This window comes from Streptomyces sp. NPDC101181, assembly GCF_044767975.1.
Classification (GTDB): domain Bacteria; phylum Actinomycetota; class Actinomycetes; order Streptomycetales; family Streptomycetaceae; genus Streptomyces.
Map to the genome: position 1 here is coordinate 220,673 of NZ_JBIWOX010000007.1, position 23,979 is coordinate 244,651.

Annotated in this window: 23 protein-coding genes and 1 tRNA gene; 10 read left to right on the top strand and 14 right to left on the bottom strand. The window is 72.1% G+C overall.

Annotation, left to right across the window (positions count from 1 at the left end; all coding sequences use genetic code 11):
- Positions 1-60: 60 nt before the first annotated feature.
- Genes ACIRRU_RS13530 through pdhA form a run of 3 tightly spaced genes read right to left on the bottom strand, consistent with a single transcriptional unit; the run spans position 61 to position 3,844 of the window.
- Positions 61-1,656 (bottom strand): dihydrolipoamide acetyltransferase family protein, encoded by a 1,596-nt coding sequence (locus ACIRRU_RS13530; protein ID WP_403679487.1) that lies wholly within the window; start codon positions 1,654-1,656, stop codon positions 61-63.
- The gene (locus ACIRRU_RS13535; protein WP_403679489.1) at positions 1,656-2,687 is read right to left on the bottom strand and encodes an alpha-ketoacid dehydrogenase subunit beta; all 1,032 of its coding nucleotides are present in this window, start codon (positions 2,685-2,687) and stop codon (positions 1,656-1,658) included. The genes ACIRRU_RS13530 and ACIRRU_RS13535 overlap by 1 nt, the downstream gene beginning before the upstream one ends.
- Positions 2,684-3,844: a pyruvate dehydrogenase (acetyl-transferring) E1 component subunit alpha gene (gene pdhA / locus ACIRRU_RS13540; RefSeq protein ID WP_403679492.1), complete on the bottom strand. Its 1,161-nt coding sequence runs from the start codon at positions 3,842-3,844 to the stop codon at positions 2,684-2,686. The genes ACIRRU_RS13535 and pdhA overlap by 4 nt, the downstream gene beginning before the upstream one ends.
- Before the next feature lie 268 nt (positions 3,845-4,112).
- Here pdhA and ACIRRU_RS13545 point away from each other — a divergent pair, with 268 nt between their 5' ends.
- The gene (locus ACIRRU_RS13545) at positions 4,113-4,634 is read left to right on the top strand and encodes an Lrp/AsnC family transcriptional regulator (RefSeq protein ID WP_363204260.1); all 522 of its coding nucleotides are present in this window, start codon (positions 4,113-4,115) and stop codon (positions 4,632-4,634) included.
- A 192-nt stretch (positions 4,635-4,826) separates the two neighbouring features.
- Here the strand turns inward: ACIRRU_RS13545 and ACIRRU_RS13550 are convergent, their stop codons facing one another.
- Positions 4,827-5,429 (bottom strand): TetR/AcrR family transcriptional regulator, encoded by a 603-nt coding sequence (locus tag ACIRRU_RS13550; RefSeq protein ID WP_403679496.1) that lies wholly within the window; start codon positions 5,427-5,429, stop codon positions 4,827-4,829.
- Between the two features lie 156 nt (positions 5,430-5,585).
- Between ACIRRU_RS13550 and paaN the strand changes: the two genes are divergently transcribed.
- Positions 5,586-7,286 carry a phenylacetic acid degradation protein PaaN gene (gene paaN, locus ACIRRU_RS13555; protein WP_403679498.1) on the top strand — a complete coding sequence of 567 codons (1,701 nt, stop codon included), beginning with the start codon at positions 5,586-5,588 and terminating at the stop codon, positions 7,284-7,286.
- Here the strand turns inward: paaN and ACIRRU_RS13560 are convergent, their stop codons facing one another.
- Genes ACIRRU_RS13560 through ACIRRU_RS13570 form a run of 3 tightly spaced genes read right to left on the bottom strand, consistent with a single transcriptional unit; the run spans position 7,287 to position 10,371 of the window.
- Complete coding sequence (locus ACIRRU_RS13560; protein WP_403679501.1) at positions 7,287-8,126, bottom strand: TrmH family RNA methyltransferase; 840 nt, start codon at positions 8,124-8,126, stop codon at positions 7,287-7,289.
- On the bottom strand, positions 8,123-9,562 hold the full coding sequence (locus ACIRRU_RS13565) for an HTTM domain-containing protein (RefSeq protein WP_403679504.1): 1,440 nt from the start codon (positions 9,560-9,562) through the stop codon (positions 8,123-8,125). The genes ACIRRU_RS13560 and ACIRRU_RS13565 overlap by 4 nt, the downstream gene beginning before the upstream one ends.
- Entirely contained in the window at positions 9,559-10,371 is an 813-nt protein-coding gene (locus ACIRRU_RS13570) for a DUF5819 family protein (RefSeq protein WP_403679506.1), read from the bottom strand. The genes ACIRRU_RS13565 and ACIRRU_RS13570 overlap by 4 nt, the downstream gene beginning before the upstream one ends.
- Positions 10,372-10,486: 115 nt before the next feature.
- On the opposite strand from ACIRRU_RS13570, the gene paaA reads away from it, so the two are divergent.
- From paaA to ACIRRU_RS13600, 6 genes are all read left to right on the top strand, one after another.
- Positions 10,487-11,566, top strand: a complete 1,080-nt coding sequence (gene paaA / locus ACIRRU_RS13575; RefSeq protein ID WP_403679508.1) for a 1,2-phenylacetyl-CoA epoxidase subunit PaaA — start codon at positions 10,487-10,489, stop codon at positions 11,564-11,566.
- A complete protein-coding gene (paaB, locus tag ACIRRU_RS13580; RefSeq protein ID WP_363204254.1) occupies positions 11,563-11,853 on the top strand; it encodes a 1,2-phenylacetyl-CoA epoxidase subunit PaaB in 291 nt (96 codons plus the stop codon). The genes paaA and paaB overlap by 4 nt, the downstream gene beginning before the upstream one ends.
- On the top strand, positions 11,850-12,566 hold the full coding sequence (gene paaC, locus ACIRRU_RS13585; protein ID WP_403679511.1) for a 1,2-phenylacetyl-CoA epoxidase subunit PaaC: 717 nt from the start codon (positions 11,850-11,852) through the stop codon (positions 12,564-12,566). The genes paaB and paaC overlap by 4 nt, the downstream gene beginning before the upstream one ends.
- Positions 12,560-13,057, top strand: a complete 498-nt coding sequence (gene paaD / locus ACIRRU_RS13590; RefSeq protein WP_403679513.1) for a 1,2-phenylacetyl-CoA epoxidase subunit PaaD — start codon at positions 12,560-12,562, stop codon at positions 13,055-13,057. The genes paaC and paaD overlap by 7 nt, the downstream gene beginning before the upstream one ends.
- Positions 13,058-14,116, top strand: a complete 1,059-nt coding sequence (locus tag ACIRRU_RS13595) for a 2Fe-2S iron-sulfur cluster-binding protein (RefSeq protein ID WP_403679516.1) — start codon at positions 13,058-13,060, stop codon at positions 14,114-14,116.
- 119 nt (positions 14,117-14,235) lie between these two features.
- Positions 14,236-15,459, top strand: coding sequence for an acyl-CoA dehydrogenase family protein (locus ACIRRU_RS13600; RefSeq protein ID WP_403679518.1), 1,224 nt, complete (start codon positions 14,236-14,238; stop codon positions 15,457-15,459).
- Positions 15,460-15,641: 182 nt separating this feature from the next.
- Here ACIRRU_RS13600 and ACIRRU_RS13605 read toward each other — a convergent pair whose 3' ends face one another.
- The 5 genes from ACIRRU_RS13605 to ACIRRU_RS13625 form a co-directional block, all read right to left on the bottom strand.
- Complete coding sequence (locus ACIRRU_RS13605) at positions 15,642-15,986, bottom strand: rhodanese-like domain-containing protein (protein WP_010071374.1); 345 nt, start codon at positions 15,984-15,986, stop codon at positions 15,642-15,644.
- Positions 15,987-16,031: 45 nt separating this feature from the next.
- Positions 16,032-16,907 (bottom strand): J domain-containing protein, encoded by an 876-nt coding sequence (locus ACIRRU_RS13610; RefSeq protein WP_403679520.1) that lies wholly within the window; start codon positions 16,905-16,907, stop codon positions 16,032-16,034.
- Between the two features lie 222 nt (positions 16,908-17,129).
- Entirely contained in the window at positions 17,130-18,563 is a 1,434-nt protein-coding gene (locus tag ACIRRU_RS13615) for a DUF2252 domain-containing protein (protein WP_403679523.1), read from the bottom strand.
- A 203-nt stretch (positions 18,564-18,766) separates the two neighbouring features.
- On the bottom strand, positions 18,767-19,864 hold the full coding sequence (locus ACIRRU_RS13620) for a hypothetical protein (protein ID WP_403679525.1): 1,098 nt from the start codon (positions 19,862-19,864) through the stop codon (positions 18,767-18,769).
- Positions 19,865-20,082: 218 nt separating this feature from the next.
- Positions 20,083-20,433, bottom strand: a complete 351-nt coding sequence (locus ACIRRU_RS13625) for a winged helix-turn-helix transcriptional regulator (RefSeq protein WP_403679526.1) — start codon at positions 20,431-20,433, stop codon at positions 20,083-20,085.
- A 145-nt stretch (positions 20,434-20,578) separates the two neighbouring features.
- Between ACIRRU_RS13625 and ACIRRU_RS13630 the strand changes: the two genes are divergently transcribed.
- On the top strand, positions 20,579-21,190 hold the full coding sequence (locus ACIRRU_RS13630; protein ID WP_403679529.1) for an FMN-dependent NADH-azoreductase: 612 nt from the start codon (positions 20,579-20,581) through the stop codon (positions 21,188-21,190).
- A gap of 343 nt (positions 21,191-21,533) precedes the next feature.
- Here the strand turns inward: ACIRRU_RS13630 and ACIRRU_RS13635 are convergent, their stop codons facing one another.
- Together ACIRRU_RS13635 and ACIRRU_RS13640 are read right to left on the bottom strand one after the other, a co-directional pair.
- Positions 21,534-22,316 carry a ScbR family autoregulator-binding transcription factor gene (locus tag ACIRRU_RS13635; protein WP_403679531.1) on the bottom strand — a complete coding sequence of 261 codons (783 nt, stop codon included), beginning with the start codon at positions 22,314-22,316 and terminating at the stop codon, positions 21,534-21,536.
- A gap of 401 nt (positions 22,317-22,717) precedes the next feature.
- A tRNA-Leu gene (locus ACIRRU_RS13640) sits at positions 22,718-22,800 on the bottom strand.
- 315 nt (positions 22,801-23,115) lie between these two features.
- On the opposite strand from ACIRRU_RS13640, the gene ACIRRU_RS13645 reads away from it, so the two are divergent.
- The gene (locus ACIRRU_RS13645; RefSeq protein ID WP_363204245.1) at positions 23,116-23,979 is read left to right on the top strand and encodes a DUF3662 and FHA domain-containing protein; all 864 of its coding nucleotides are present in this window, start codon (positions 23,116-23,118) and stop codon (positions 23,977-23,979) included.

Sequence of the window (23,979 nt, forward strand, 5' to 3'; positions counted from 1 at the left end):
GCGCCGACTCCGGGGGCAGCGCGGCCGACGAGCCGGCTCCGGCTGCGCGGCCGGACACCCCTACAGCGTGCGCAGCAGCACCGCGGGCTGCTCCACACAGTCCGCCACGTAACGGAGGAAGCCCCCGGCCGTCCCGCCGTCGCACACCCGGTGGTCGAAGGTCAGCGAGAGCTGGACGACCTGACGGACGGCCAGCTCCCCTTCGTGCACCCAGGGCTTGGGCATGATCCGGCCGACGCCGAGCATCGCCGCCTCCGGGTGGTTGATGATGGGCGTCGAACCGTCGACGCCGAACACCCCGTAGTTGTTCAGCGTGAACGTACCGCCGGTCAGTTGCGCCGGGCTGAGCTTCCCGGTCCGCGCCAGCTCGGTCAGCCGGGCGATCTCCGCCCCGATCGACTCCGCGTTACGCGTGTGCGCGTCCCGCACGACCGGGACGACCAGACCCCGCTCGGTCTGGGCGGCGAACCCGAGGTGCACCCCGGGCAGCCGGACGATCTCCCGGGCGTCCTTGTCCACCGTGGAGTTGAGCTCCGGGAACCGGGCCAGCGCGGCCGTGCAGATCCTCGCCAGCAAGGCCAGGACCGAGACCTTCGGCCCGGCGGACGGGCCTGTCGCCGCGTTCATCGCGGCCCTGACGGTCATCAGCTCGGTGGCGTCCGCGTCCACCCAGCACGTGGCGTCCGGGATCTCGCTCCGGCTCCGCGACAGCTTGTCGGCGACCGCTCCCCGCACACCGCGCAGCGGAATCCGCTCGCCGTCCGCACCAGCCGACGCCCTCGTGCCTGCCGGAACCGAAGAAGCGCCGGACGCTTTCGTTGCCGCGGTCGATGTGGTCGTCGCAGTCCCGTTCGCCGTCGCGCTCCCGGCCGCGGTGACGCCTGCGGTGGCCGTCTCCGCCGCCCGGCTGATCGCGGCGTCCACATCGGCCCGCAGGATCAGCCCGTCGCGGCCCGACCCCGTCAGCAGCCGCAGATCGATGTCGTGCTGCCGGGCCAGCCGGCGGACCAAGGGAGAGACCACGGCCACGGGCCCCTGCCGGTCCACCGCGCGATCCCGCGCCACCCCGTCGACAGCGGGACCGGCCACAGAGGCAGCCGGTGCCGATGCCGTCTCAGAAGCCGGGGCCGGGGCGGCGGCTTCGACCACCTGGACGGGGGCCGCGGCTCCACCATCGGCAGGGGTCGTCAGCCCGCCCGGCCGGATGCGCCGACGCCGTGCGGCCGGTGCGCCCGTCCCGTATCCCACGAGCACGTTCCCCGACCCGCTCGAAGACTCCTCCGCGGACGCGGACGCCGAAGCCGACGAGCCCGACGACGCGGTCGATGACCCCGCAGCCGATGACGAGTCCGACGACGCCGACGCGGGCGAGCCGGGCGACCTGTCGGCCGAAGGCTCCGATCCGTCCGGCGCCCCGACCGCGACCGTCAGCAAAGGGGCGCCGACCGGGAGTTCCGACCCCTCCTCACCGAAGCGGGCGGTCACCACGCCTCCGTAGGGGCACGGCACCTCCACCATGGCCTTGGCCGTCTCGACCTCCACGACGGGCTGGTCGATGGCGACGACCTCGCCGACCTCCACCAGCCAGCGGACGATCTCCGCCTCGGTCAGCCCCTCGCCGAGGTCCGGCAGCTTGAACTCCAGCACCCGTGCCATCAGCTGTCCGCCTCCCACTGCAACCGCGCCACCGCGTCGAGCACGCGGTCCACTCCCGGCAGATGGTGCCGCTCCAGCATCGGCGGCGGGTAGGGGATGTCGAACCCGGCCACCCGCAGCACCGGAGCCTCCAGGTGGTGGAAGCACCGCTCGGTGACCCGGGCCGCGATCTCACCGCCGGGCCCGCCGAACCCGGTCGACTCGTGGACGACGACGGCGCGCCCGGTGCGCCGCACCGAAGCGGCGACCGTCTCGTCGTCGAAGGGAACCAGCGACCGCAGGTCCACCACTTCGAGGTCCCAGCCCTCGGTGACCGCCGCTTCGGCTGCCTCCAGGCAGACCGGCAGGGACGGCCCGTACGTGATCAGCGTGGCGCTGCGCCCGGGGCGCCGGACCACGGCCCTGCCGATCGGCTCCACCGCCGCCGGGGCCTGGGGCGACCAGGTGGACTTGGACCAGTAGAGCCGCTTGGGCTCCAGGAAGACGACCGGATCGTCGGAGGCGATCGACGCCCGCAGCAGCCCGTACGCGTCCTCGACGGTGGCCGGGGTGACGACGTGGAGGCCGGGCGTGGCGATGTAGTACGCCTCGGAGGAGTCGCTGTGGTGCTCGACCCCGCCGATGCCCCCGCCGTACGGCACCCGCACGGTGATGGGGAGCGGCATGGCCCCCCGGGTGCGGTTGCGCATCTTGGCGACATGGCTGATCAGCTGCTCGAAGGCCGGATAGGCGAAGGCGTCGAACTGCATCTCCACCACGGGCCGCAGCCCGTACATCGCCATGCCGACGGCCGTGCCGAGGATGCCTGCCTCGGCCAGCGGAGTGTCGGTGCACCGATCGTCGCCGAACTCCGCAGCCAGCCCGTCGGTGATCCGGAAGACCCCACCGAGCGTGCCCACGTCCTCACCGAGGACATGGACGGTGGGGTCTTCGGCCATGGAATCCCGCAGGGCACGCCCGAGGGCCTGCGCCATGGTGGCCGGTTTCGCCTTCGCCGTACGTCCGCCGGCTGTGGGTGCCGCGGTGGTCATCGCCCCGCCTCCGCGCTGTGCTCGTCGTGGTCCTGCTCGGCGTCCAGCTCGGCGCGCAGGGCGGTGGCCTGTTCCCGGAGCTGGCTGGTCTGCTCGGCGTACACATGGGCGAAGAGGTCCATCGGCTCCAGCACCGGGTCGGCGTTCATCCGGTCGCGCAGCGCGGCCGCCATGTGCTCGGCCGCCTCCCGTGCCCGCTCGATGCCCTGGTCGTCGAGCAGTCCCCGACCGGTCAGCTCGCGCTCCAGCAGCAGCACCGGGTCGTGCGCCCGCCAGGCCTCGACCTCGCTGTCGACCCGGTAGCGCGTGGCGTCGTCGGCGTTGGTGTGCGCGTCCATGCGGTAGGTGAGCGCCTCGACCAGCGTCGGACCCTCGCCGCGCCGCGCCCGCTCCACCGCCTCGCCCAGCACCTGATGCACGGCGGCGGCGTCGTTGCCGTCCACGAGGCGGCCCGGCATCCCGTATCCGACGGCCTTGTGGGCGAGGGAGGGCGCGGCGGTCTGCTTCGCCAGCGGCACGGAGATCGCGAAGCCGTTGTTCTGTACGAGGAAGACGACGGGGGCCTTCCAGACCGCCGCGAAGTTCAGCGCCTCGTGGAAGTCGCCCTCGCTGGTGCCGCCGTCGCCCACCATGGCCAGCGCGACCACGTCGTCTCCCTTGAGCCGGGCGGCATGCGCCAGCCCCACGGCGTGCGGCAGCTGGGTGGCGAGGGGGGTGGAGAGCGGGGCGACGCGGTGTTCACGCGGGTCGTAGCCGGTGTGCCAGTCCCCGCGCAGCAGGGTCAGGGCCTGGACCGGGTCCAGGCCGCGGGCGACCGCGGCCAGCGTGTCCCGGTAGCTGGGGAAGAGCCAGTCGCGCTCCTCCAGGACCAGAGCGGCGGCCACCTCGCACGCCTCCTGGCCGGTGCTCGACGGGTAGACGGCCAGGCGGCCCTGCTTGGTCAGCGCGGTCGCCTGGGCGTTGTACCGGCGGCCGCGGACCAGCTCGGTGTGGAGCCGGAGCAGCAGCTCGGGATCGACGTCGGCGACCGCGTCCGTACCGAGCACCCGGTACGGCTCCGGGTCCGGGAGCAGCGGGGCGGGGTCAGTGACCGGCTTCCAGGCCGGGGGCGGCGTGGGCCGGTGGGCGGCCGCGCCGGGCAGCTCTTGGACCGTCATGAGAAGCACCTCCTGGCATCGGGGGAGATCGCGGGGTGTCGATCGGAGCGCCGACAAGGCAGGGACGTCGGTTGGGGCTGGACGTCGATCGGGGTGGCACGGGGAGCTGGATGTCGAGGTGTGGGCGAGGCACGGGTGTGGTGCGCCTCACCTACCGATTGTTCGGTCGCGGGCGCATTTTGGCTACAGGCGGCGCCAGCCTGTGGACAAACGGTTCTCCACAGCCTGAGATGGAGACAGGTCGTCCAGGGCAGGGAGGCGCGGGCAGATGGCCGCTGAACAAATGGCCGACAGGGGCGAGGACCCCGGCGAGAGCGCGCCCGCGCGGCCGCTGGACGCCGTCGACCGCGACATCCTGCGCATCCTCCAGACGGACGGCCGCGCCTCGATAAGGTCGGTCGCCGAGCGGGTCCACGTCTCGCGCGCCAACGCCTACGCCCGCATCAACCGGCTCGTCGAGGACGGGGTGATCCGCGGCTTCGGCGCCCGCGTCGACCACGAGCGCGCGGGCCAGGGCGCGTCCGCGTACATCACGCTCAAGATCGTGCAGAACTCCTGGCGGACCGTGCGCGAGCAGCTCCAGGCACTGCCCGGGGCCACGCACATCGCCCTGGTCAGCGGCGATTTCGACGTACTGCTGCTGGTGCACACCCCGGACAACCGGGCACTGCGCGAACTGGTCCTCACCCGGATCCAGGCCATTCCCGAGGTGCTCTCGACGCGGACGCTGCTGGTGTTCGAGGAGACGGACCTCGGCCCGCTCCCCGACCGCCCGACGGAACTGAGCTGAGCGCGACCGCAGGCCGCACACCTGGCATCCTCTGCCCGCACCCCGCACACCCGGCCCCCGCTGCCCGCACCCCGGGACACCCGGCACCCCGGCCCCCGCAGCGCGCACCCCCCGCGCCCCGGCCCCCGCACCGCGCAGCGCACACCCCACGCACCCCGCGTCCGGTCCGCGCCCCCGCATCGCGCGGACAGGTCAGTCGCGGTCCCCGCCGGCCCGCATGCCCTCGAAGGCCAGCTGGACCACCGTGTCGGCGAGCTGGTCCTCGCCCGGGAAGCCGCCGGCCTGCGGCCGGTACCACTCGACCAGCGAGTTCACCATGCCGAACAGCAGCCGGGTGGCGAGCCGTATGTCCACGTCGGCCCGGAGATCCCCGTCGGCCACCGCGGCCTGGAGCAGCTCCGACACCCGCTGGTCGAACTCCCGCCGCCGCTCCAGCGCCCAGCGCTCGGTCTTCGTGTTGCCGCGCACCCGCAGCAGCAGCGTCACGTAGGGGACCTCGGCCATCAGTACCTCGACCGTGCGGCGGGTGACGTACTCGACCCGCTCGATCGCGCGCCCGCGCAGCGCCCCCGGCTCGTCGAGGATGCCGAAGAGTCCGTCGAGCGCCCGGCTGACAGCCCGCCTGAGCAGCTCCTCCTTGCCCGCCACGTGGTGGTAGATGGAGGACTTCGAGATACCGGCGGCCCGGGAGAGGTGCTCCATGGACGTGCCGTCGTAGCCGCGCTCGTTGAAGACACGGACGGCGACGGTGAGCAGGGTCTCCGGGGTGTACGTGTCCCGCTTGGCCGTGGTCATGTCCGCGATCCTCCCCCATGAGGGATCGCCCCCGTGTACGCGGGGACCATCGAAGTTGTCCACAGGTTTCCTGCGGCCCCTTGTCCCGACCGATCGTTCGGTTACTCTAACTCCGTCCGTACCTCCCCGCCCGGCTCGATGAGGAGTTGGTCCGCCATGGCCGCCGTGCTCACCCCCCAGCAGCTGTCCGAGACCCACCGGCCCACGCTCGACCAGGCCCTCGACGCCATCAGCAGCCGCGCGTACTGGTCGCCGCACCCCGAGCACCCGAAGGCGTACGGCGAGGGCGGCACGCCGGGCAGCCTCGGGGCTGCCGAGGGCAAGGCCGCGTTCGACGCGGTGCTGAACACCAGGCTCGACCTCGGGCAGCCGGGCACCGACGGCTGGACCGGAGGCGAGATCTCGCCGTACGGGCCGGAGCTGGGCGTCGAGTATCCGCACGCCGACCTCGACGTCCTGCTTCCCGCGATGCGGGCGGGGAGGGCCGCCTGGCGGGAGGCGGGTCCGGAGGTCCGGGCCCTGGTCTGTCTGGAGATCCTGTCGCGGATCAGCGCCCGCACCCACGAGCTGGCGCACGCCGTCATGCACACCAGCGGCCAGGCCTTCATGATGGCGTTCCAGGCGGGCGGGCCGCACGCCCAGGACCGCGGTCTGGAGGCCGTGGCGTACGCCTACCACGAGCAGGTCCGCACCCCTCGGACCGCCGACTGGTCCAAGCCGCAGGGCAAGCGGGACCCCCTGAAGCTGCACAAGTCGTTCACCACGTCCGGCCGCGGCGTCGCACTGCTCGTCGGCTGCAACACCTTCCCCACCTGGAACGGCTACCCCGGCCTCTTCGCCTCCCTCGCCACGGGCAACCCGGTGCTGGTCAAGCCGCATCCGCGCGCCGTGCTCCCGCTGGCGCTCACGGTGTCCATCGCCCGCGAGGTGCTGGACGCGGCGGGCTTCGACCCGAATCTGGTCGCGCTCGCCGCCGAGCGGCCCGGTGAGGGCATCGCCAAGACGCTGGCGGTCCGCCCCGAGATCCGGATCATCGACTACACCGGCTCCACCGCCTTCGGCGACTGGCTGGAGGAGAACGCCCGCCAGGCCCAGGTCTACACGGAGAAGGCCGGCGTCAACACGATCGTCGTCGACTCCACCGACGACTACCGGGGCATGCTCGCCAACCTGGCCTTCTCGCTCTCGCTGTACAGCGGCCAGATGTGCACCACCCCGCAGAACCTCCTGATCCCCCGGGACGGCATCGCCACGGACGACGGCGCCAAGTCCTACGACGACGTGGTCACCGACCTCGCCGCCGCCGTGACCGGCCTGCTCGGCGACGACGCCCGCGCCGCCGCGCTGCTCGGCGCGCTGGTCAACCCGGACGTCCGGGCCCGGGTCGAGGCGGCCGGTGAGCTGGGCGAAGTGGCCCTGCCCTCGCGTACGGTCGCGAACGCCGAGTTCCCCGACGCGGTCGTACGGACGCCGGTCCTCGTCAAGCTCGACGGCTCCACGTCCGACGACGCCGCGCCCTACCTCTCCGAGTGCTTCGGCCCGGTGTCCTTCGCGGTCGCGGTCGACTCGACGCCCGCCGCCCTGGAGCTGCTCCGCCGCACGATCCGTGAGAAGGGCGCCATGACGGTCGGCGCGTACACCACCTCCCCCGAGGTGGAGCGCGCGGTCGAGGAGGTCTGCCTCGACGAGTCGGCCCAGCTCTCGCTGAATCTGACCGGGGGTGTCTACGTCAACCAGACCGCGGCCTTCTCCGACTTCCACGGCTCCGGCGGCAACCCGGCCGCGAACGCGGCCCTGTGCGACGGGGCCTTCGTCGCCAACCGCTTCCGTGTGGTGGAGGTGCGCCGCCAGGCATAGCTAGCGGGCGCCCCCAGGGTCCGGGACCTCCGCGTAGCGCTGGATCCAGGCGTGCATCGCGATGGCGGCGGCGGCTCCGGCGTTGATGGACCGGGTCGATCCGAACTGGGCGATCGAGCACACCATCGCGGCGTGTTCACGCGCCTCCTCGGTGAGACCCGGCCCCTCCTGCCCGAACAGCAGGACGCACCGGCGCGGCAGCACGGTCCGCTCCAGCGGCACGGCCCCGGGCAGGTTGTCGATCCCGATGATCGGCAGCCCCTCGGCCGCCGCCCACGCGGTCAGGTCCGCCGTGCCGGGGTGGTGGCGTACATGCTGGTAGCGGTCGGTGACCATGGCGCCGCGCCGGTTCCAGCGGCGTCGGCCCACGATGTGGATCTCCTTCGCCAGGAAGGCGTTGGCGGTGCGCACCACGGATCCGATGTTGAAGTCGTGGCCCCAGTTCTCCACGGCCACGTGGAAGTCGTGCCGCCGCAGGTCGAGATCGGCGACGATCGCCTCCCGCGTCCAGTAGCGGTACGCGTCACCGACGTTGCGCCGGTCGCCGTGGGCCAGCAGCTCGGGGTCGTAGCGCTCGCCCTCGGGCCAGGGCAGCGTATGCGGCCCGACGCCGATCCCCTGGGCGTGCCCGTCGTCGTACTGGAGGAGTTCGGCGGGGGCGTCCGCCGGGGCGGGGCCCTCCGAGGGGGCGGAGGCGTCCAAGCAGGCGGTGTCATCCGAGGAGGCGGGGTCCATCGCGGGGGCGTCGGCCCGGACGGGGTCCGCGGGGAGGCTGTCCGCCGGGGCGGGGTCCGCGGACACTGCCGGGGGCTTCGGGGTTCTGCCGGTCTCACTGCTCACCCGACGAGCGTATGACCCCCGCCGCCGCCAGGGCGCCGGGGCTCCTCCGTACCCCCGGGTCCGCCCCTGTCCGGTCCTCCGGGATCCCTGGTCTCCGGGGAGCCGTGAGCGGCGCCCGACTCCGGTGCCCGGCCCGGCAGCAGGGAGAGCAGCCGCCGTCTGCCGAGGACGGCACGTCCGCCCAGCCAGACAAGGAAGGCGGTCGGCAGGAACACCGCGTCGGCCGCGATCATCGCCAGGGAGAAGAACGGCAGCCCGAGCAGCAGGGCGATCCCCGCGTGCTCACAGATCATCACGCCCAGCAGGACGTTCTTGACCCGCCGGTTGAAGAGCGTGAACGGGAAGGCGACCTGCACGATGACCGTGCCGTACGTCAGCACCATCACCATCAGCCCGTTGGAAGCGAGGACGTCCGACAGGGCGGGCCACGGGGTGAAGTAGTCGAGCTTGAGGGGGTAGTAGAGCGCGGTGCCGTCCTGCCAGCGTGAGCCCTGGATCTTGTACCAGCCGGCGGTCGCGTAGATCAGGCAGACCTCGGCCATGATCACGACGAGTGTGGCGTTGTGCGCGAGGTTGGCCAGCACGTCGAGCAGCGCGCGGGGTTCCCCGTGCGGCGCGTAGCGGTTGACCGCCCACCAGGCGGCGGCGGAGAGCCAGACCACCCACAGCAGAGCCGGGAGCCACCAGGTGCCGCCGAACCCGCCCATGAGGGTGGCGGCCACCAGGACCGGGCCGAGCAGCGCCCACAGGACGGGCCCCGCGATGTCCCGTACGGGCGGGAGTCCGGCCGCCGCGCGCTCCACGTTCCGCGCCGCGCGCCGGGCGTCCAGCGACCAGACCCGGGCGCAGCGCGTCAGGACCAGGTAGATCGCCATGAGGTGGACGACGTTGTCGCCGCCGTCGCCCATGAAGATGCTGCGGTTCTGCACGGAGAGCACGCCGACCATGAAGAGGACGGACATGGTCCGGGTCCGCCACCCGAGGAGCAGCCCGAGCGCGGACAGCAGGGTCAGGACGTACACGGCCTCGAACCAGAGCGCGCTGTCCGTCCACATGAGGACGGAGAAGGCGCCGTTGCTCTCGGTGAGCTGGCGGGCGAGATCCCAGCGCCACGGGCTGTCGGGACCGTACAGCTCATACCGGTGCGGAAACTCGCGCAACAGGAAGAACAGGTACGTGGCGGCGAAACCGATCCGGACGACGGCGCTCTGGTACGGGCCGAGGGCCGTGGCGGTGACCTGCTGGAGAGCGCGGGCGAGTCTGCCGCCGACGGCTGCGGCGGAACCGGCCCTTCCCGGGGTCCTGGTGGCGTCGCGGGCTCCGGTGGCTTCGAGGGCTTGTGGGGCTTCGGGAGGAGAGCCGCCTTCGGGCGGAGAGGCGTCGGCGGGCTGCTTCGGCCGCTCGGGCCGCGGGGCGGACGGCTGCGGGATGGTCACTGGTCGCCCTCCGCGGGGGGCGCCGCGTCGTCGGCGGGGAGATCGTCCGGGGTCACGGTCCACCAGGGGAGTACGCGGTAGACGGGCCGGGTGCTGATCTTCTCCGTGCTCCACGGAGGCGGGGCGATGGACGCCGTGGCGGAACGGAGCTGGATGCGCTCGATCGTGCCGCCGTAGTCGCGCTCGCTCAGCCGGAGCATCGCGATGCGGCGGACGTACCGCTCGGAGAGTTCGCCGCGCAGGCCGTTGGCGCGGTTCTCACTGTCGTGGGAGTTGACGTAGAAGTCCCAGCCCCGGCGCAGCTCGTTCTGGTGGATGTGACTGGGGAAGAGATTGCCGCGGACCCCTTCGGCGTCCTCATGGGTCAGGCTCATCCACCTGGTGGTGCGGCGGCCGTCGGCCTCCGCCACCTCGGCCCGCACATGGACGGCGACGTTCTGCTGGAGCGGATTGGGCGCGAAGAGCTTCCAGTTCTGTTCGAACTCCGGGTAGACCCAGTCGTCGATCGCCTTGCCGTGCTGCTTGGTGACCGTGTTGGACGGGCTGACGTGCAGGAACACCATGGCCACATGGGCGCAGGCGAGGAGCCCGATCAGGGACAGCGAGAGGGCCGCGACCACCTGGTAGGGGAAGGAGAGCCCGGCTATACCGCCGGTGCCGGGAGCCGGGGGCGGTGGGGGCAGAGGCGGGGGCGGTAGGGGCGGGGCCGGGGACGGAGATACGTCCGGGCCCGCGGTCTGCCGTGGTGTCGCCGGGGGCCAGGGGTCCTTCTCGCCGTCGGCAGAGCTCCCGTCGTGGTCCGAATCCATCCCGCCCCGCCCGCCGTCGATCACCGCTCAGTTATCCACAGGGTTGACACCCTACGGGCCTCCGACTCACCATTGAAGTCACGGAACCGAACGATCGGTCGGTAGGGAGCCCGGGATGGCGGCAGTGACTGCGGACCAGACGCAGGACCAGAAGGCGCGCAGCACGTCCGGCGCGGCACACGCGGCTGATGCGGCTGCGGCGAGCGCTGGGGACGGGGCGGCCGCGGACCTGGTCGCGGTCTTCGACGCAGCGGTCGCGGCCGACGAGCGGATCGAGCCGCGCGACTGGATGCCCGACGCCTATCGGGCGACCCTGGTCCGCCAGATGGCCCAGCACGCCCACTCCGAGATCATCGGCATGCAGCCCGAGGCCAACTGGATCACTCGCGCGCCCTCGCTGCGGCGCAAGGCGATCCTCATGGCCAAGGTGCAGGACGAGGCGGGCCACGGCCTGTATCTGTACAGCGCGGCCGAGACCCTGGGCACCAGCCGGGAGGAGCTGCTCGACAAGCTCCACGCGGGCCGCCAGCGCTATTCGTCGATCTTCAACTACCCCACGCTGACCTGGGCCGACGTCGGTGCGATCGGCTGGCTGGTGGACGGGGCGGCGATCACCAACCAGGTGCCGCTCTGCCGTTGCTCCTACGGCCCCTACGCCCGCGCCATGGTCCGCATCTGCAAGGAGGAGTCCTTCCACCAGCGCCAGGGGTACGAGCTGCTTCTCGCCCTCAGCCGCGGCACCGAGGCCCAGCACGCCATGGCCCAGGACGCGGTGAACCGCTGGTGGTGGCCGTCGCTGATGATGTTCGGTCCCCCGGACGAGGCGTCCTCCCACTCCGAGCAGTCCATGGCCTGGAAGATCAAGCGGCACTCCAACGACGAACTGCGCCAGCGCTTCGTGGACATCTGCGTACCGCAGGCGGAGGCCCTGGGCCTGGAGCTCCCGGACCCCGACATCCGGTGGAACGAGGAACGCGGACAGCACGACTTCGGCGCGATCGACTGGGCGGAGTTCCACGAGATCCTCAAGGGCAACGGCCCCTGCAACGAACAGCGGATCACCCAGCGGCGCAGGGCCCACGAGGAGGGTGCCTGGGTCCGGGACGCGGCCGCCGCGTACGCCGCCAAGCACACCCCGGCACCGGCCCCGCCGATGGACGGCGCGCCCGCACAGCATGTGGAGGAGACGGCATGAGCGGCTCGACCGACTGGCCCCTGTGGGAGGTGTTCGTGCGCTCCCGGCGCGGCCTGTCCCACACCCACGCGGGCAGCCTGCACGCGCCGGACGCCGAGATGGCCCTGCGCAACGCCCGCGACCTCTACACCCGCCGCTCGGAGGGCGTCTCGATCTGGGTGATCCCCTCCACTGCGATCACGGCCTCCTCCCCCGACGAGAAGGACTCCTTCTTCGAGCCCGCCGGGGACAAGCCCTACCGCCACCCGACGTTCTACGAGATCCCGGAAGGGGTGAAGCACCTGTGAGCGCGGCTCTCGCACTCGGCGACGACGCGCTGGTGCTCTCGCACCGGCTGGGGGAGTGGGCGGGCCACGCCCCCGTCCTGGAGGAGGAGGTGGCCCTGGCCAATATCGCCTTGGACCTGCTGGGACAGGCCCGGGTGCTGCTCTCACTCGTCGGCGACGAGGACGAGCTGGCCTACCTCCGCGAGGAGCGGGCCTTCCGCAACCTCCAGCTGGTCGAGCAGCCGAACGGGGACTTCGCCCACACCATCGCCCGGCAGCTCTACTTCTCGGTGTACCAGCACCTGCTGTACGAGCGGCTGGCGGCCGGGGACGGCGAGTTCGCCGGGCTCGCCGCCAAGGCCGTGAAGGAGGTGGCCTACCACCGGGACCACGCCGAGCAGTGGGTCCTGCGGCTCGGCGACGGGACCGAGGAGAGCCACGCCCGGATGCAGGAGGGCCTGGACGCGCTGTGGCGGTTCACCGGTGAGCTGTTCCAGCCGGTCGAGGGGCTGGACGCGCCCGGCTCCGGTGTCGACTGGCAGGCGCTGGGGGACAGCTGGCTCATCGCCGTCACCGACGTCGTCGCGCGCGCCACGCTGGTCGTCCCGTCGGGCCCGCGGTCCGGAGGCTGGGCGGCGGGCGCCGGGCGGCAGGGCCTGCACACCGAGCCGTTCGGCCGCATGCTCGCCGAGATGCAGCATCTGCACCGCAGCCACCCGGGGGCGTCATGGTGACCGACACCCGGCTGGAGGCGGAGCTGCGCGGTCTCGCGGGCTCCGTGCCCGACCCCGAGCTGCCGGTCCTGACCCTGGCGGAGCTGGGGGTCCTGCGGGACGTCACGGTGGACGGGCCGGGCCGGGTCACCGTCCGGCTCACCCCGACCTACACCGGCTGCCCGGCGATCGAGGCGATGTCGGCCGACATCGAGCGGGTGCTGCACGACCACGGCGTGCCCGAGGTGTCCGTGGTCACGGTGCTGGCGCCGGCCTGGTCGACGGACGACATCAGTGCCGAAGGGCGCCGCAAGCTGGCCGAGTTCGGCATCGCCCCGCCCCGCGCCCACAGCACCGACGGTGGGCCCGTGTCGCTGACGCTCTCGGTGCGCTGCCCGCACTGCGGCTCCACGGACACCGAGCTGCTCAGCCGGTTCTCCTCCACCGCCTGCAAGGCCCTGCGTCGTTGCGTCGCCTGTCGTGAACCGTTCGACCACTTCAAGGAGTTGTAGATGTTCCATCCGCTCCGGGTCAGCGCGATCGAACGGATCACGGATGACGCGGTGGCCGTGACCCTCGCCGTGCCGACCGAGCTGCGCGAGACCTTCCGCCACGCCCCCGGCCAGCATCTGAACGTGCGCTACACCGTGGACGGCGAGGAGGTCCGCCGCTCCTACTCGATCTGCGCACCGGCCACCGAGCGGCCCGGAGAGCCGGTGCTGCGGGTGGGCATCCGCGGGGTCGAGGGCGGGGCGTTCTCCACGTACGCCCTGAAGAAACTGGCCGTCGGCGACCAGGTGGAGGCCATGCCCCCGATGGGCCGCTTCGTCCTGGAGCCGCGCCCCGGGCTGTTCGCCGCGGTGGTCGGCGGAAGCGGCATCACCCCGGTGCTGTCGATGGCGGCCACCCTGCTGGAGCGGGAGCCGACCGCCCGGTTCTGCCTGATCCGCAGTGACCGCACCGCGGCCTCGACGATGTTCCTCGACGAGGTGGCCGACCTCAAGGACCTTTACCCGCACCGATTCCAGCTGGTCACCGCGCTCTCCCGCGAGGAGCAGTCGGCCGGTCTCCCCTCCGGGCGGCTGGACACCGAACGGCTCACCGGCCTGCTGCCCGCGGTGCTTCCGGTGGGGGAGGTGGACGGCTGGTTCCTGTGCGGCCCGCTCGGCCTCGTCCAAGGCACGGAGCAGGCCCTGCGCGCGCTCGGCGTCGACCGGACCCGCGTCCACCAGGAGATCTTCCACGTCGACGACGGCCCCTCCGGTGTCCCGGTGGCCAAGGTCACCGCCCCGGCCGACTCCACGCTGACGGCGACCCTCCACGGCCGCTCGGGCCGCTGGCCCGTGGAGAACGCGGAGTCCTTGCTGGACACGGTGCTGCGGAGCCGTTCGGACGCCCCGTACGCCTGCAAGGGCGGGGTGTGCGGGACGTGCCGGGCGTTCCTGGTCACGGGCGAGGTCCGGATGGAGCGCAACTTCGCACTGGAGCCGGAGGAGACCGAGGCGGGCTTCGTGCTGGCCTGCCAGTCCCATCCGCTCACCTCGGAGGTGGAGTTGGACTTCGACCGCTGAGGGACCCGCGGGGAGCCGCGCTACTCCCTTCCCATCCCGTAGAACTTCCCTTCCCATAGAACCTGTTCTATCTTGACGACCCGTCAGGGAGCGTCAACGGGTAACGGGAGGCCGGGACTGTGGACTTCACCTTCACCGAGGAACAGCAGGCGGCCGTGGAAGCGGCCAGGGCAGTCTTCTCGGGCGTCGCGCCCGACGGTGTGCCCAGCCCCGCCCTGACACCGGGCGCCGTGGCCGAGGACATCGACCGGCGGCTGTGGGACGAGCTGGCACGCACGGACCTGCTGGGGCTCACCCTGTCACCGGACCACGGCGGCGCCGGGCTCGACCCGATCGCACTCTGCCTGGTCCTGCGGGAATCGGCCAAGGTGCTGGCCCGGGTACCGCTACTGGAGAGCTGTGCGGTCGCGATGACGATCCAGCGGTACGGGCACGGCGCGCTCGCGGCGGAGCTGCTGCCCCGGGCCGCCCGGGGCGAGCTCATCCTGACCGCCGGGGCCAACGGGCGCAGCGGCCTCGAAGCGGCCGAACTCGCCGTCACCGCACGGCCGGAGGCGGAACCGGAGAGGCCGCGGGGCGACGCGGGACCGGATGGGCCGTGGAGCGACGCGGGAGCGGACGGCGACGCCCCTTCGGGAGACACCCCTTCGGGGTGGGTGCTCGACGGCGTGCAGTCCGCGGTGCCCTGGGCCCAGGCGGCCGACCTCATCGCCGTGCCCGCCCACACCCCCGAGGGCGACGCGGTCCTGGCTCTCGTGCCACGCGCCCGTGACGGCGTCACCCTGGCGGAGCAGGTCTCCACCAGCGGCGAGCGCCTCGCGGAGGTCCGGCTCGACGCCGTGCGGATCGAGGCCCGCGAGCTGATCGGCACCTCGGGCTGCTGGGACTGGCTGCGGTCCCTGCTCACCACGGGTACCTGCGCGCTGGCCCTCGGGCTCGGCGAGCGCGTACTGGCGATGACCGCCGAATACACCGGCAAGCGCGAACAGTTCGGGTTCCCGGTGGCCACGTTCCAGGCGGTCGCCGTGCAGACCGCCGACCGGTACATCGATCTGCGGGCGATGGAGGCGACGCTCTGGCAGGCCGCCTGGCGGATCTCCACCGACGCGGGCGGGCCACTGCCCGCGTCGGGAGACGTCGCGGTCGCGAAGATCTGGGCCTCCGACGGGGTCCGCCGCGTCGTGCAGACCGCGCAGCACCTGCACGGCGGCTTCGGCGCGGACGCCGAGTATCCCCTGCACCGGTTCCACGCCTGGGCGAAGCAGATCGAGCTGTCCCTCGGTCCCGCCGCCGCCCACGAAGAGGCCCTGGGAGAGCTGCTGGCCGCCCACCCTCTCGGCTGACCGGCCGCCCCGGGACCAGGCTGCCCGCCCGCCCGTCCGGGACCACGTGACCTGGGCCTGACCGCCCGGCGGCCGCGGGCTCCGGGGACGGCTCCCAGGCTCCCGAGCCCCGGGGCTCCCGGGCGAACTCTCCGGCTCCCGGGCTCCCGGGCGAACTCTCGGGCTCTCCGGCTCCCGGGCTCTCAGAGAACGAAGGCCGGCGTCCCGTTGTCCGTGACCATGGGGCGCCCGGCGCCGTCCCAGGCCTGCATACCGCCGTCGATGTTCACCGCGTCGATGCCCTGCTGGACCAGGTACTGGGTGACCTGGGCCGACCGGCCGCCGACCCGGCACATCACATGCACGCGACGCCCGTCCTCGGCGGCCTCGGTCAGCTCGCCGAACCGGCCCACGAAGTCGCTCATCGGAATGTGCAGGGCACCCTCGACATGACCGGCCGCCCACTCATCGTTCTCACGGACGTCCAGGACGAAGCCGTCCGACGGCACCGCCGCGGCATCCACCGAGGGCAGCGGGGCGAAGTTCATGGGTCATGCCTTCTCTCGTACGTACGCGGCGGGTCACCCGGAACGCTACTGCACCAGCCCCGCGAGCTCGGCCTCACGCCGGGACACCTCGCCCAGCAGCTGCTCACCGATGTCCTCCAGCAACCGGTCCGGGTCGTCCGGCGCCATCCGGAGCATCGAGCCGATGGCGCCCTCCTCCAGCTCCTTGGCGACCGCCGTCAGCAGCTCCTTGCGCCTGCTGAGCCACTCCAACCGGGCGTACAGCTCTTCGCTCTCGCTCAACGGCACCGCGGGCCGCGCCGGGCCCGCCTCCCACTCCGCCACCAGCTCTTCGAGCAACGCGATGTCACCGCGCCCATAGGCGGCGTTCACCCGGGCGATGAACTCGTCCCGGCGCGCCCGCTCCTGTTCGTCCCGCGCGAGGTCGGGGTGCGCCTTACGGGCCAGCTCGCGGTAGAGCTTGCGGGCCTCCTCGCTCGGCCGGACCCGTTTCGGCGACCGGACCGGCTGCTCGGTCAGCATGGCAGCGGCCTCCGGGGACAGCCCGTCGCTGTCCATCCAGTCGTGGAACAGCTCGTCGACACCAGGCATCGGCAGGACGGCCGCCCGCGCCTCCTCGGCCTTGCGCCGGTCCTCCGGGTCACCGGTGCGGGCGGCCCGTGCCTCGGCGATCAAAGCGTCCAGCTCGTCGAGACGGGCGTACATCGGGCCCAGCTTCTGGTGGTGCAGCCGGGAGAAGTTCTCGACCTCCACCCGGAAGGTCTCCACGGCGATCTCGAACTCGATCAACGCCTGCTCGGCGGCCTGCACGGCCTTGGCGAGCCGCGCCTCGGGACGCGGCTCGTTCTCCTCCGGCGGAGGCTGCGGCGCCTCCGGCCGGTCTTCATGCTGCCGGTCATCATCGTTCGGGGTGGTCGGCACCCCGGTGGCTTCGTGGGTCACCCGTCCAGCGTATGGCCCCGGCCCGGCGGTCCGGGACAACGGCGGCCCCGGCAGCCCGGCACCACCACTCCAAGGCCCCCGTCCGTCCCCGCCGTCCCCCTCCGCGGACCGGCCGCGCCCCCATCCCCCTGACGGACCGGCTCACGCCCCACGGACCGGCCATGCCCGCAGCCCCCCGTCCCCACGGCCCCCCAGCCCCGCGGCCCCACGCGGCAAGCCCCGTCATATCCCGAACTCCGCGGCCAGCCGACCCGCCTTGATCGCCCGCACCAGCTCGGCGTGATCCGCTTCCGTACGGTCCGCGTAGGTCACCGCGAAGGCGGCCACCGCCTCGTCCAGCTCGTCGCTCTTGCCGCAATAGCCCGCGAGCAGGCGGGGATCGGCGCTGTGCGCGTGCGCCCGCGCGAGCAGGGCACCGGTCATCCGGGCGTAGTCGTCGACCTGGTCGGCGGCGAGTGCGGCGGGGTCGACGCTGCCCTTGCGGTTCCTGAACTGACGCACCTGGAACGGCCTCCCGTCGACTTCTGCCCAGCCGAGGAGGATGTCGCTGACGACCTGCATCCGCTTCTGCCCGAGCACCACCCGGCGGCCCTCGTGGTCCACGTGCGGCACATCGAAACCGACCGCCGGAAGGTAGGGCGCGAGCACCGACGGACGGGCCTCCTTCACCTGGAGGACCAGGGGCTCGCCGCGGTGGTCGAGCAGCAGCACCACATACGACCGGGTCCCGACGCTGCCGGTCCCTACCACCCGGAACGCCACGTCGTGGATCGCGTACCGGGCGAGCAGCGGCACCCGGTCCTCGGAGACGGTGGAGAGGTAGCCGCCGAGCGCGGCCGCCACCGCCGACGCCTCCGCGTCCGGCACCCGGCGCAACACCGGCAAGGCGTCGACGAAGCGGCAGCCGCCATCGGGGCCCTCCTCCGTGGAGCGGGCGGCGAACCGGGCGCTGGTGTTCCTGCGGGCCTTCTCGGAGACCTTCTCCAGGGTGCCGACCAGATCACGGGCGTCGGTGTGCGAGACCAGCTCCTCGTCCGCGATGGCGTTCCAGGCGTCGAGTGCGGGCAGCCGGGCCAGCAGCCGCATGGTGCGCCGGTAGGCGCCGGCGGCGTCGTACGCCCCGCGGCGGCAGGTGTCCTCGTCGGCCCCCGCGGCCCGGCCCGCGAGCACCAGGGAGGTGGCGAGCCGCTTGAGGTCCCACTCCCAGGGCCCGAACACGGTCTCGTCGAAGTCGTTGAGGTCGATGACCAGGTTGCCGCGGGCATCGCCGTACAGGCCGAAGTTGGCCGCGTGGGCGTCGCCGCAGAGCTGGGCTCCCACACCGGTGACGGGGGTGCCCATCAGGTCATGCGCCATCAGCCCGGCCGCACCCCGCAGGAAGGCGAACGGTGTGGCCGCCATCCGCCCGACCCGTATCGGCGTCAGGCTGGGCACCCGGCCCCGGTTCGACTCCTCGACCGCGCGCACCGCGTCGGGCCGTCCCTCCGGCAGGAGCAGCGAGGCGTGCGAGGAGCGCGGGACCCCCTCCCGCAGCGCCTTCCCGGCCGCCTTCTGCGAGATCGGCGCCCCGCGCCGGGCGAACCCGGGCACCACCGGAATGCGCGGATCCGCCCCCGCAGCACGCTGCTCCGGCATCGTCGCCCCGGTTCCGCTCATGGAGCGTCGCCTCCCCCACCCTCGTACCGCTCTCCGGCTGCTCGGCCTTCCCGCCGGGCAGCGGTCCTGTGCACCAGCGACCGAGCACGACGGTACCGCCGTTCCCGCAGGCCCGTCCGCCCCTGTGGACAACTACGGCCCCACCCTGTGGACAGACCACAGACCACACCTTCAGCCGCCGGGCGGCGGTACCGAGGTCGCGGTCAGACGCCGACCGCCTCCTCCAGTTCCTCCTCGACCCGCTCTTCCGCCCGCTCCGCTCCAGCGGGCCGCGACGCGGTCCCCCGCGGGGCATCGCGGCCCAGGGACGGCTCGGACCGCCTGCGTGCCTCGGCCAGTCCGGCCAGACCCAGCATCGCCAGGCCCGCCACGAACCAGAGCACCAGGACGAGCACGTGACCGCCGAACGCGTAACCGCCGAAGTAGACGTGACTGCGCACTCCCTCGACGAAGCCCGCGCCGTTCCAGAAGGAGTGCAGCGAACCGAAGAAGCCGGGTTGCAGCTCGGGGCGGAAGATCCCGCCGGAGCTGGTGAAGTTGAGCATGACGAACAGGACCATCACGCCGAGCGTCGTCCACCGCTTGAGGAAGGTGTGCAGCCCGACGCCGATCAGCAGAATGCCCGCGGAGTAGAGCCAAGCCAGCCCCCACAGCCCGGCGAGCCCGTGGTCGACCAGACCGAACAGCGGTCCCGCGAACACCGCCCCGATCAGGCTCACCACCAGGGACGCGCCCGCCACCAGAGCGGCCCGCGTCCGCAGCGGCAGCGCACCGCCCGCACCACCGATCACGGCGACCGAGGCGTACGAGCCGATGCTGATCGCGACCAGCAGGAAGAAGACACCCTGACCGGTCGGGTCGCCGTCCGCGGTCGGCGCCGCGTTCGTCACCTTCAAGGGCGCGCCCTGTTCGGCCGCCACCGCGGTGAAGACCTTCTCGACGACGGTGGCGCTGGTGTCCGAGGACGCGGTGGCCACCACCAGTTCCGGGCTCGCGCCCGGGAGGTACGCCCCGAAGCTGTCCTGGGTCCTGAGGTGTTCCACCGCCGTGGAGCGGTCCGCGACCGTCCGCACGCTCAGCGCGCCGTCCGCCCGGTCCTGGAGGGTCTGGGCCAGGACCTGTGCGCTCGGCCCGGACCCGACGACGTCCACCCTCAACTCGTGCGGCTGCGGGGCGTGGAAGGCCCCCAGGTAGGCGAGCCCCATGCCGACGCACATCAGCAGGGGCGTGAGGAGGTGACCCAGTACATGGCGCAACGACCCGGCGGGGGCGCCGGGCGCGGTACGAGAGCCTGCGGACATCAGAACGATCTCCCATGGTTGGCCTTGACAACTATTTATTAGTTGTAGCATACATCTTTATTACGGCCAGCCGGAAGTTCGCGACCCCTCAGAGGCCGGGACCGAACAGGAGGACAGAGAGGGACCGGCACCATCAGCACCCGGCCCTGAAGTCGTCAGCAGCTGACGGAGTCGTCAGCAACCGACGCCGGGACCACAGACGGTCGGCTCGGGGATCGTCAGCAGCCGGTTCCGCGCTCCGGCGCCAGGTGCGTGTTCGCCCACCGCCCGAGCTCCTTGAGGGCGGGCTCCATGGCGGCACCTGCTTCGGTGAGGCGGTACGCGACGCGCAGCGGCGGGCCCTCGTCGACCTCGCGGATCACCAGACCGGCCGCGCCGAGTTCGGTCAGCCGGTCGGAAAGCATGCGCTCACTGATCCCGGGGATCGCCCGCCGCAGCTCGGCGAAGTACACCGGCCGCCGCAACAGCACCGAGACGATCGGGCCGGTCCAGCGCTTGCCGAGCAGCTCGAAGACGCGACTGATCCCCACATCGACCCGCTGACAGGCCTGCTCACTGTGCTCCGCCATGCCCTCAGGGTACTGCGCCGCCGTGGGTCACTTATGAAAAGTAAGGAACTGTGCTATTACTAGTTACGTACGGAAGGGAGCCCACAGGTGCCCGCCCCCTTCCCCTTCCGTCCCCCTCTTCCCTTCGCCCTCTGTGGAGACCTCCATGGCCACGCTGCTGCACCTCGACTCCGCCGTCTTCCCGCAGGGCTCCGCGTCCCGCGATGTCACCGCTGCGTTCGTGGAGGCCTGGCGCGAACAGCACCCGGACGGCACCGTCGTCCACCGTGACCTCGCCGCCGAGCCCCTGCCCCACCTGAGCGCCGCCGCCGTGGCCGCGGGCGCCGACGACCCGCTGCGCCGGGAGCTCGCCGCGGAACTGGCCGCGGCGGACGCCGTCCTGATCGGTGCGCCCATGTACAACTTCACGATCCCGTCCACCCTCAAGGCATGGCTGGACCAAGTGATCATCGTCGGGCACAACTCGGGACCGGACACTTCCATCGCCGGCGTCCCCGTGACCGTCGTCGCCAGCCGGGGCGGTTCGTACGCTCCGGGGACGCCCCGAGAGAGCTTCGAATTTGTCCAGAACTACGTGGAGAAAGTGCTCACCACCATGTTCTCCGTCGAGGTCGACTTCATCGTTCCGGAACTGACCCTCGCCCACTCGAAGCCGTCGATGGCGGAGCTGATCCCGCTCGCCGAAGCCTCCCGCACCCAGGCGTTCAGCGAAGCCCGGGAGAAGGCCAAGGCCCTCGCCTCCCGCCTCGCCGCCTGAGAACACCGGCAGAACAAGAGGCTGGGCCAACGGACCGAACCAAGGGACCGAACAGCCCGAGAGCGCACGACAGCGGGGCTGCGGAATCCTGGGAACTCCGCGGCCCCGGCACAGCCGACCACCGCGACGAACCGGGCGTTTCACGTGAAACACAGCCCGCCCGCGGATCCCATGTACGCCGACAGAGCCGGGCACACCGGTCAGAGCCGTGCACATCGGCGACCCCACCCGCGCCTACGCGAACCCGAGCTCCCCCACGCCCCGCGCCCGACGACACCACTCGCTGCCCGAACAGCGCGAATCCGTGCCCGAAGTCAGCACGAGCCGGTGCCCAACCAGCGGATCAGACGACCCCTCCGGCCGCCACCCCCGCACCGGTCGGCCGGACGCCCGCATCGACCCCGGAGACAGCACCGCTCCCCGGCACTTCCCGCGCCTCCCGGGCCTCTCCCGCCGGCCCGGTGCCCTGCGCCTCGCGGGCCTCTTGGGCCTCGCGCTCCGCCTCCTCGCGCGCCTGGGCCTCCAGGTCCACCCGGCCTTCCGGCTTGATGTGGGCGATCACACCGGGATGGGCGATGGACGGCAGGATGTGGCGGAACATCTGTGCCACCTGTTCCCGCAGGTCCAGGCGGCCGGTGTCGGCCTCCGAGATCAGCTGGATACCGGTGAACGAGCCGACGATGATTTTGGCCGACACCACCGGGTCGACCTGGGGGAACACCTCGCCGCGTTCCTTCCCCAGCTCCAGCATGCGGGCCGTCGCGTCGATCCAGTCGCCCCACGGGTGCGGGCCGCCGAGGAAGACGCCCTCGATGGAGAGCCGCGTACCGGCGCGGGCCATCGAGTTGTGGCGCAGCGCGAAGGCGAACTGCTGGCCGACGTCCACCAGGGACTGGAGCGGCGAGCCGACCACCGTGAAGTCGACCGTGGACACCTGCTCGTCCATGATCGCCTGGGCGATCGCCTCCTTGGAGGCGAAGTGGAAGTACAGCGCCCCCTTGGTGACCTTGGCCCGGCGGAGGATCTCCGAGATGGCGGCACGCTCGTAGCCGTAGTCGTCGAAGACACTCGCCGCGGCGTCCACGATCGTCCGCCACGTCTGGACCGCGCGAGCCTGCTTCGCCATGTTCCGCCTCCGGGACATTCTGTGCGCCTCGGCCCTGCACCGCCGAGTCGCCGTCGATCCGACCTCTGGAGCCAGCGTAAGCAAGCGCGCCGCCGCTCCGGCTTTCCGTCTGTCCGGAAACCGCGCCTCGCGGACCGGCACCGCCGACCACGCCGCCCCTTCCGCCAGGCCGCCCGAACCGGGCCCCTCCTCCGCCCGTACCCCGCCCGGCCGTAAGGAACACCGAGCCCGGGGCCGGCCGCTGCCGCGAGGTCGCCGTCGGCACGGGCGAAAGGTCGCTGTAAGCGCGGGCGAACGAGGTTGCTGTCGGCACGGACGGACAACGGAGAACCCCCGCACCGGATCTCTCCGGTGCGGGGGTTCTGTCGAACCGACCTGACAGTTGCGAGCAACTGCCGTCGTGCGCGAGGGGGGATTTGAACCCCCACGTCCCGAAGGACACTGGCACCTGAAGCCAGCGCGTCTGCCGTTCCGCCACTCGCGCATGAGTGGTGTTTTCAGGCTCTCCCACCGAGTGGTGCGAGCGCCTGGCGACATCCGGAAGATTAGCACGCTGGACTGGGTGGATTCACATCCGTTGTTTCACCGGCTCCCGGAGGGGAAGCGGGAACCCCGGGCCGCTGCCCCCACTCCTCCAGAGTGCGTCCCGGGTGCGGGACACTGTGAGGAGGCCACCTCTACGATCCGTGTGAGGGGTGACACTCATCCACAGCCCAGACAAGGGGAACCAGCCGATTTCCCGACGCGTGGATACGATCAGTAAGCAGTACAGGGACGAGAACACCGGAGGAGGTGCCCCATGGGGGTCATGAAGCGTTTCGAGCAGCGCCTCGAAGGGCTGGTCAACGGCACCTTCGCCAAGGTCTTCAAGTCCGAGGTGCAGCCGGTCGAGATCGCGGGCGCCCTCCAGCGGGAGTGCGACAACAACGCGACGATCTGGAACCGCGAGCGGACCGTCGTCCCCAACGACTTCATCGTCGAGCTCAGCACCCCCGACTACGAGCGGCTCAGCCCCTACTCGGGCCAGCTGGGCGACGAGCTCTCCGGCCTGGTGCGCGACTACGCCAAGCAGCAGCGCTACACCTTCATGGGACCGATCAAGGTCCACCTGGAGAAGGCCGACGACCTCGACACCGGCCTCTACCGCGTGCGCAGCCGCACCCTGGCGTCGAGTTCGTCACAGCAGGACCAGCACGGTCCCGGCGAGCCCCAGCGCCCCGCCGCCGGACGCCCCGCCCCGCAGGCCCCCGACGGCGGCTACGGCTACCCTCCGAGCGCCGCTCCGCCGATGCCCGCGGCCCCGCCGCCGGGCTCCGCACGGCCCTCCGGCCCCGCGAACGACCGGCGCCCGCCCGCCGCGTCCGGCCCGCTGCCGGACGCCCGGACGCGACGCTGGATCGAGATCAACGGCACCCGCCATCAGATCTCCCGCCCGACGCTGGTGCTGGGACGCAGCACCGACGCCGACGTGCGGATCGACGACCCCGGCGTATCGCGCCGGCACTGTGAGATCCGGACCGGAACGCCCTCGACGATCCAGGATCTCGGGTCTACCAACGGCATCGTGGTAGACGGGCAGCACACCACCCGCGCTACGCTCCGCGACGGCTCGCGGATCGTCGTGGGCAGCACCACCATCGTTTACCGGCAAGCCGAAGGGTGA

Bases quoted from the DNA above. Each gene is read 5' to 3' on its own strand.
- paaB (WP_363204254.1), top strand. From the start codon at position 11,563: ATGAGCGGCTCGACCGACTGGCCCCTGTGGGAGGTGTTCGTGCGCTCC.
- ACIRRU_RS13635 (WP_403679531.1), bottom strand. From the start codon at position 22,316: ATGGCGAAGCAGGCTCGCGCGGTCCAGACGTGGCGGACGATCGTGGAC.
- ACIRRU_RS13630 (WP_403679529.1), top strand. From the start codon at position 20,579: ATGGCCACGCTGCTGCACCTCGACTCCGCCGTCTTCCCGCAGGGCTCC.
- ACIRRU_RS13620 (WP_403679525.1), bottom strand. From the start codon at position 19,864: ATGTCCGCAGGCTCTCGTACCGCGCCCGGCGCCCCCGCCGGGTCGTTG.
- ACIRRU_RS13645 (WP_363204245.1), top strand. From the start codon at position 23,116: ATGGGGGTCATGAAGCGTTTCGAGCAGCGCCTCGAAGGGCTGGTCAAC.
- ACIRRU_RS13570 (WP_403679506.1), bottom strand. From the start codon at position 10,371: ATGGATTCGGACCACGACGGGAGCTCTGCCGACGGCGAGAAGGACCCC.
- ACIRRU_RS13605 (WP_010071374.1), bottom strand. From the start codon at position 15,986: ATGAACTTCGCCCCGCTGCCCTCGGTGGATGCCGCGGCGGTGCCGTCG.
- ACIRRU_RS13530 (WP_403679487.1), bottom strand. From the start codon at position 1,656: ATGGCACGGGTGCTGGAGTTCAAGCTGCCGGACCTCGGCGAGGGGCTG.
- paaA (WP_403679508.1), top strand. From the start codon at position 10,487: ATGGCGGCAGTGACTGCGGACCAGACGCAGGACCAGAAGGCGCGCAGC.
- ACIRRU_RS13625 (WP_403679526.1), bottom strand. From the start codon at position 20,433: ATGGCGGAGCACAGTGAGCAGGCCTGTCAGCGGGTCGATGTGGGGATC.
- ACIRRU_RS13545 (WP_363204260.1), top strand. From the start codon at position 4,113: ATGGCCGCTGAACAAATGGCCGACAGGGGCGAGGACCCCGGCGAGAGC.
- pdhA (WP_403679492.1), bottom strand. From the start codon at position 3,844: ATGACGGTCCAAGAGCTGCCCGGCGCGGCCGCCCACCGGCCCACGCCG.
- paaN (WP_403679498.1), top strand. From the start codon at position 5,586: ATGGCCGCCGTGCTCACCCCCCAGCAGCTGTCCGAGACCCACCGGCCC.
- ACIRRU_RS13535 (WP_403679489.1), bottom strand. From the start codon at position 2,687: ATGACCACCGCGGCACCCACAGCCGGCGGACGTACGGCGAAGGCGAAA.
- ACIRRU_RS13595 (WP_403679516.1), top strand. From the start codon at position 13,058: ATGTTCCATCCGCTCCGGGTCAGCGCGATCGAACGGATCACGGATGAC.
- ACIRRU_RS13615 (WP_403679523.1), bottom strand. From the start codon at position 18,563: ATGAGCGGAACCGGGGCGACGATGCCGGAGCAGCGTGCTGCGGGGGCG.
- ACIRRU_RS13550 (WP_403679496.1), bottom strand. From the start codon at position 5,429: ATGACCACGGCCAAGCGGGACACGTACACCCCGGAGACCCTGCTCACC.
- paaD (WP_403679513.1), top strand. From the start codon at position 12,560: ATGGTGACCGACACCCGGCTGGAGGCGGAGCTGCGCGGTCTCGCGGGC.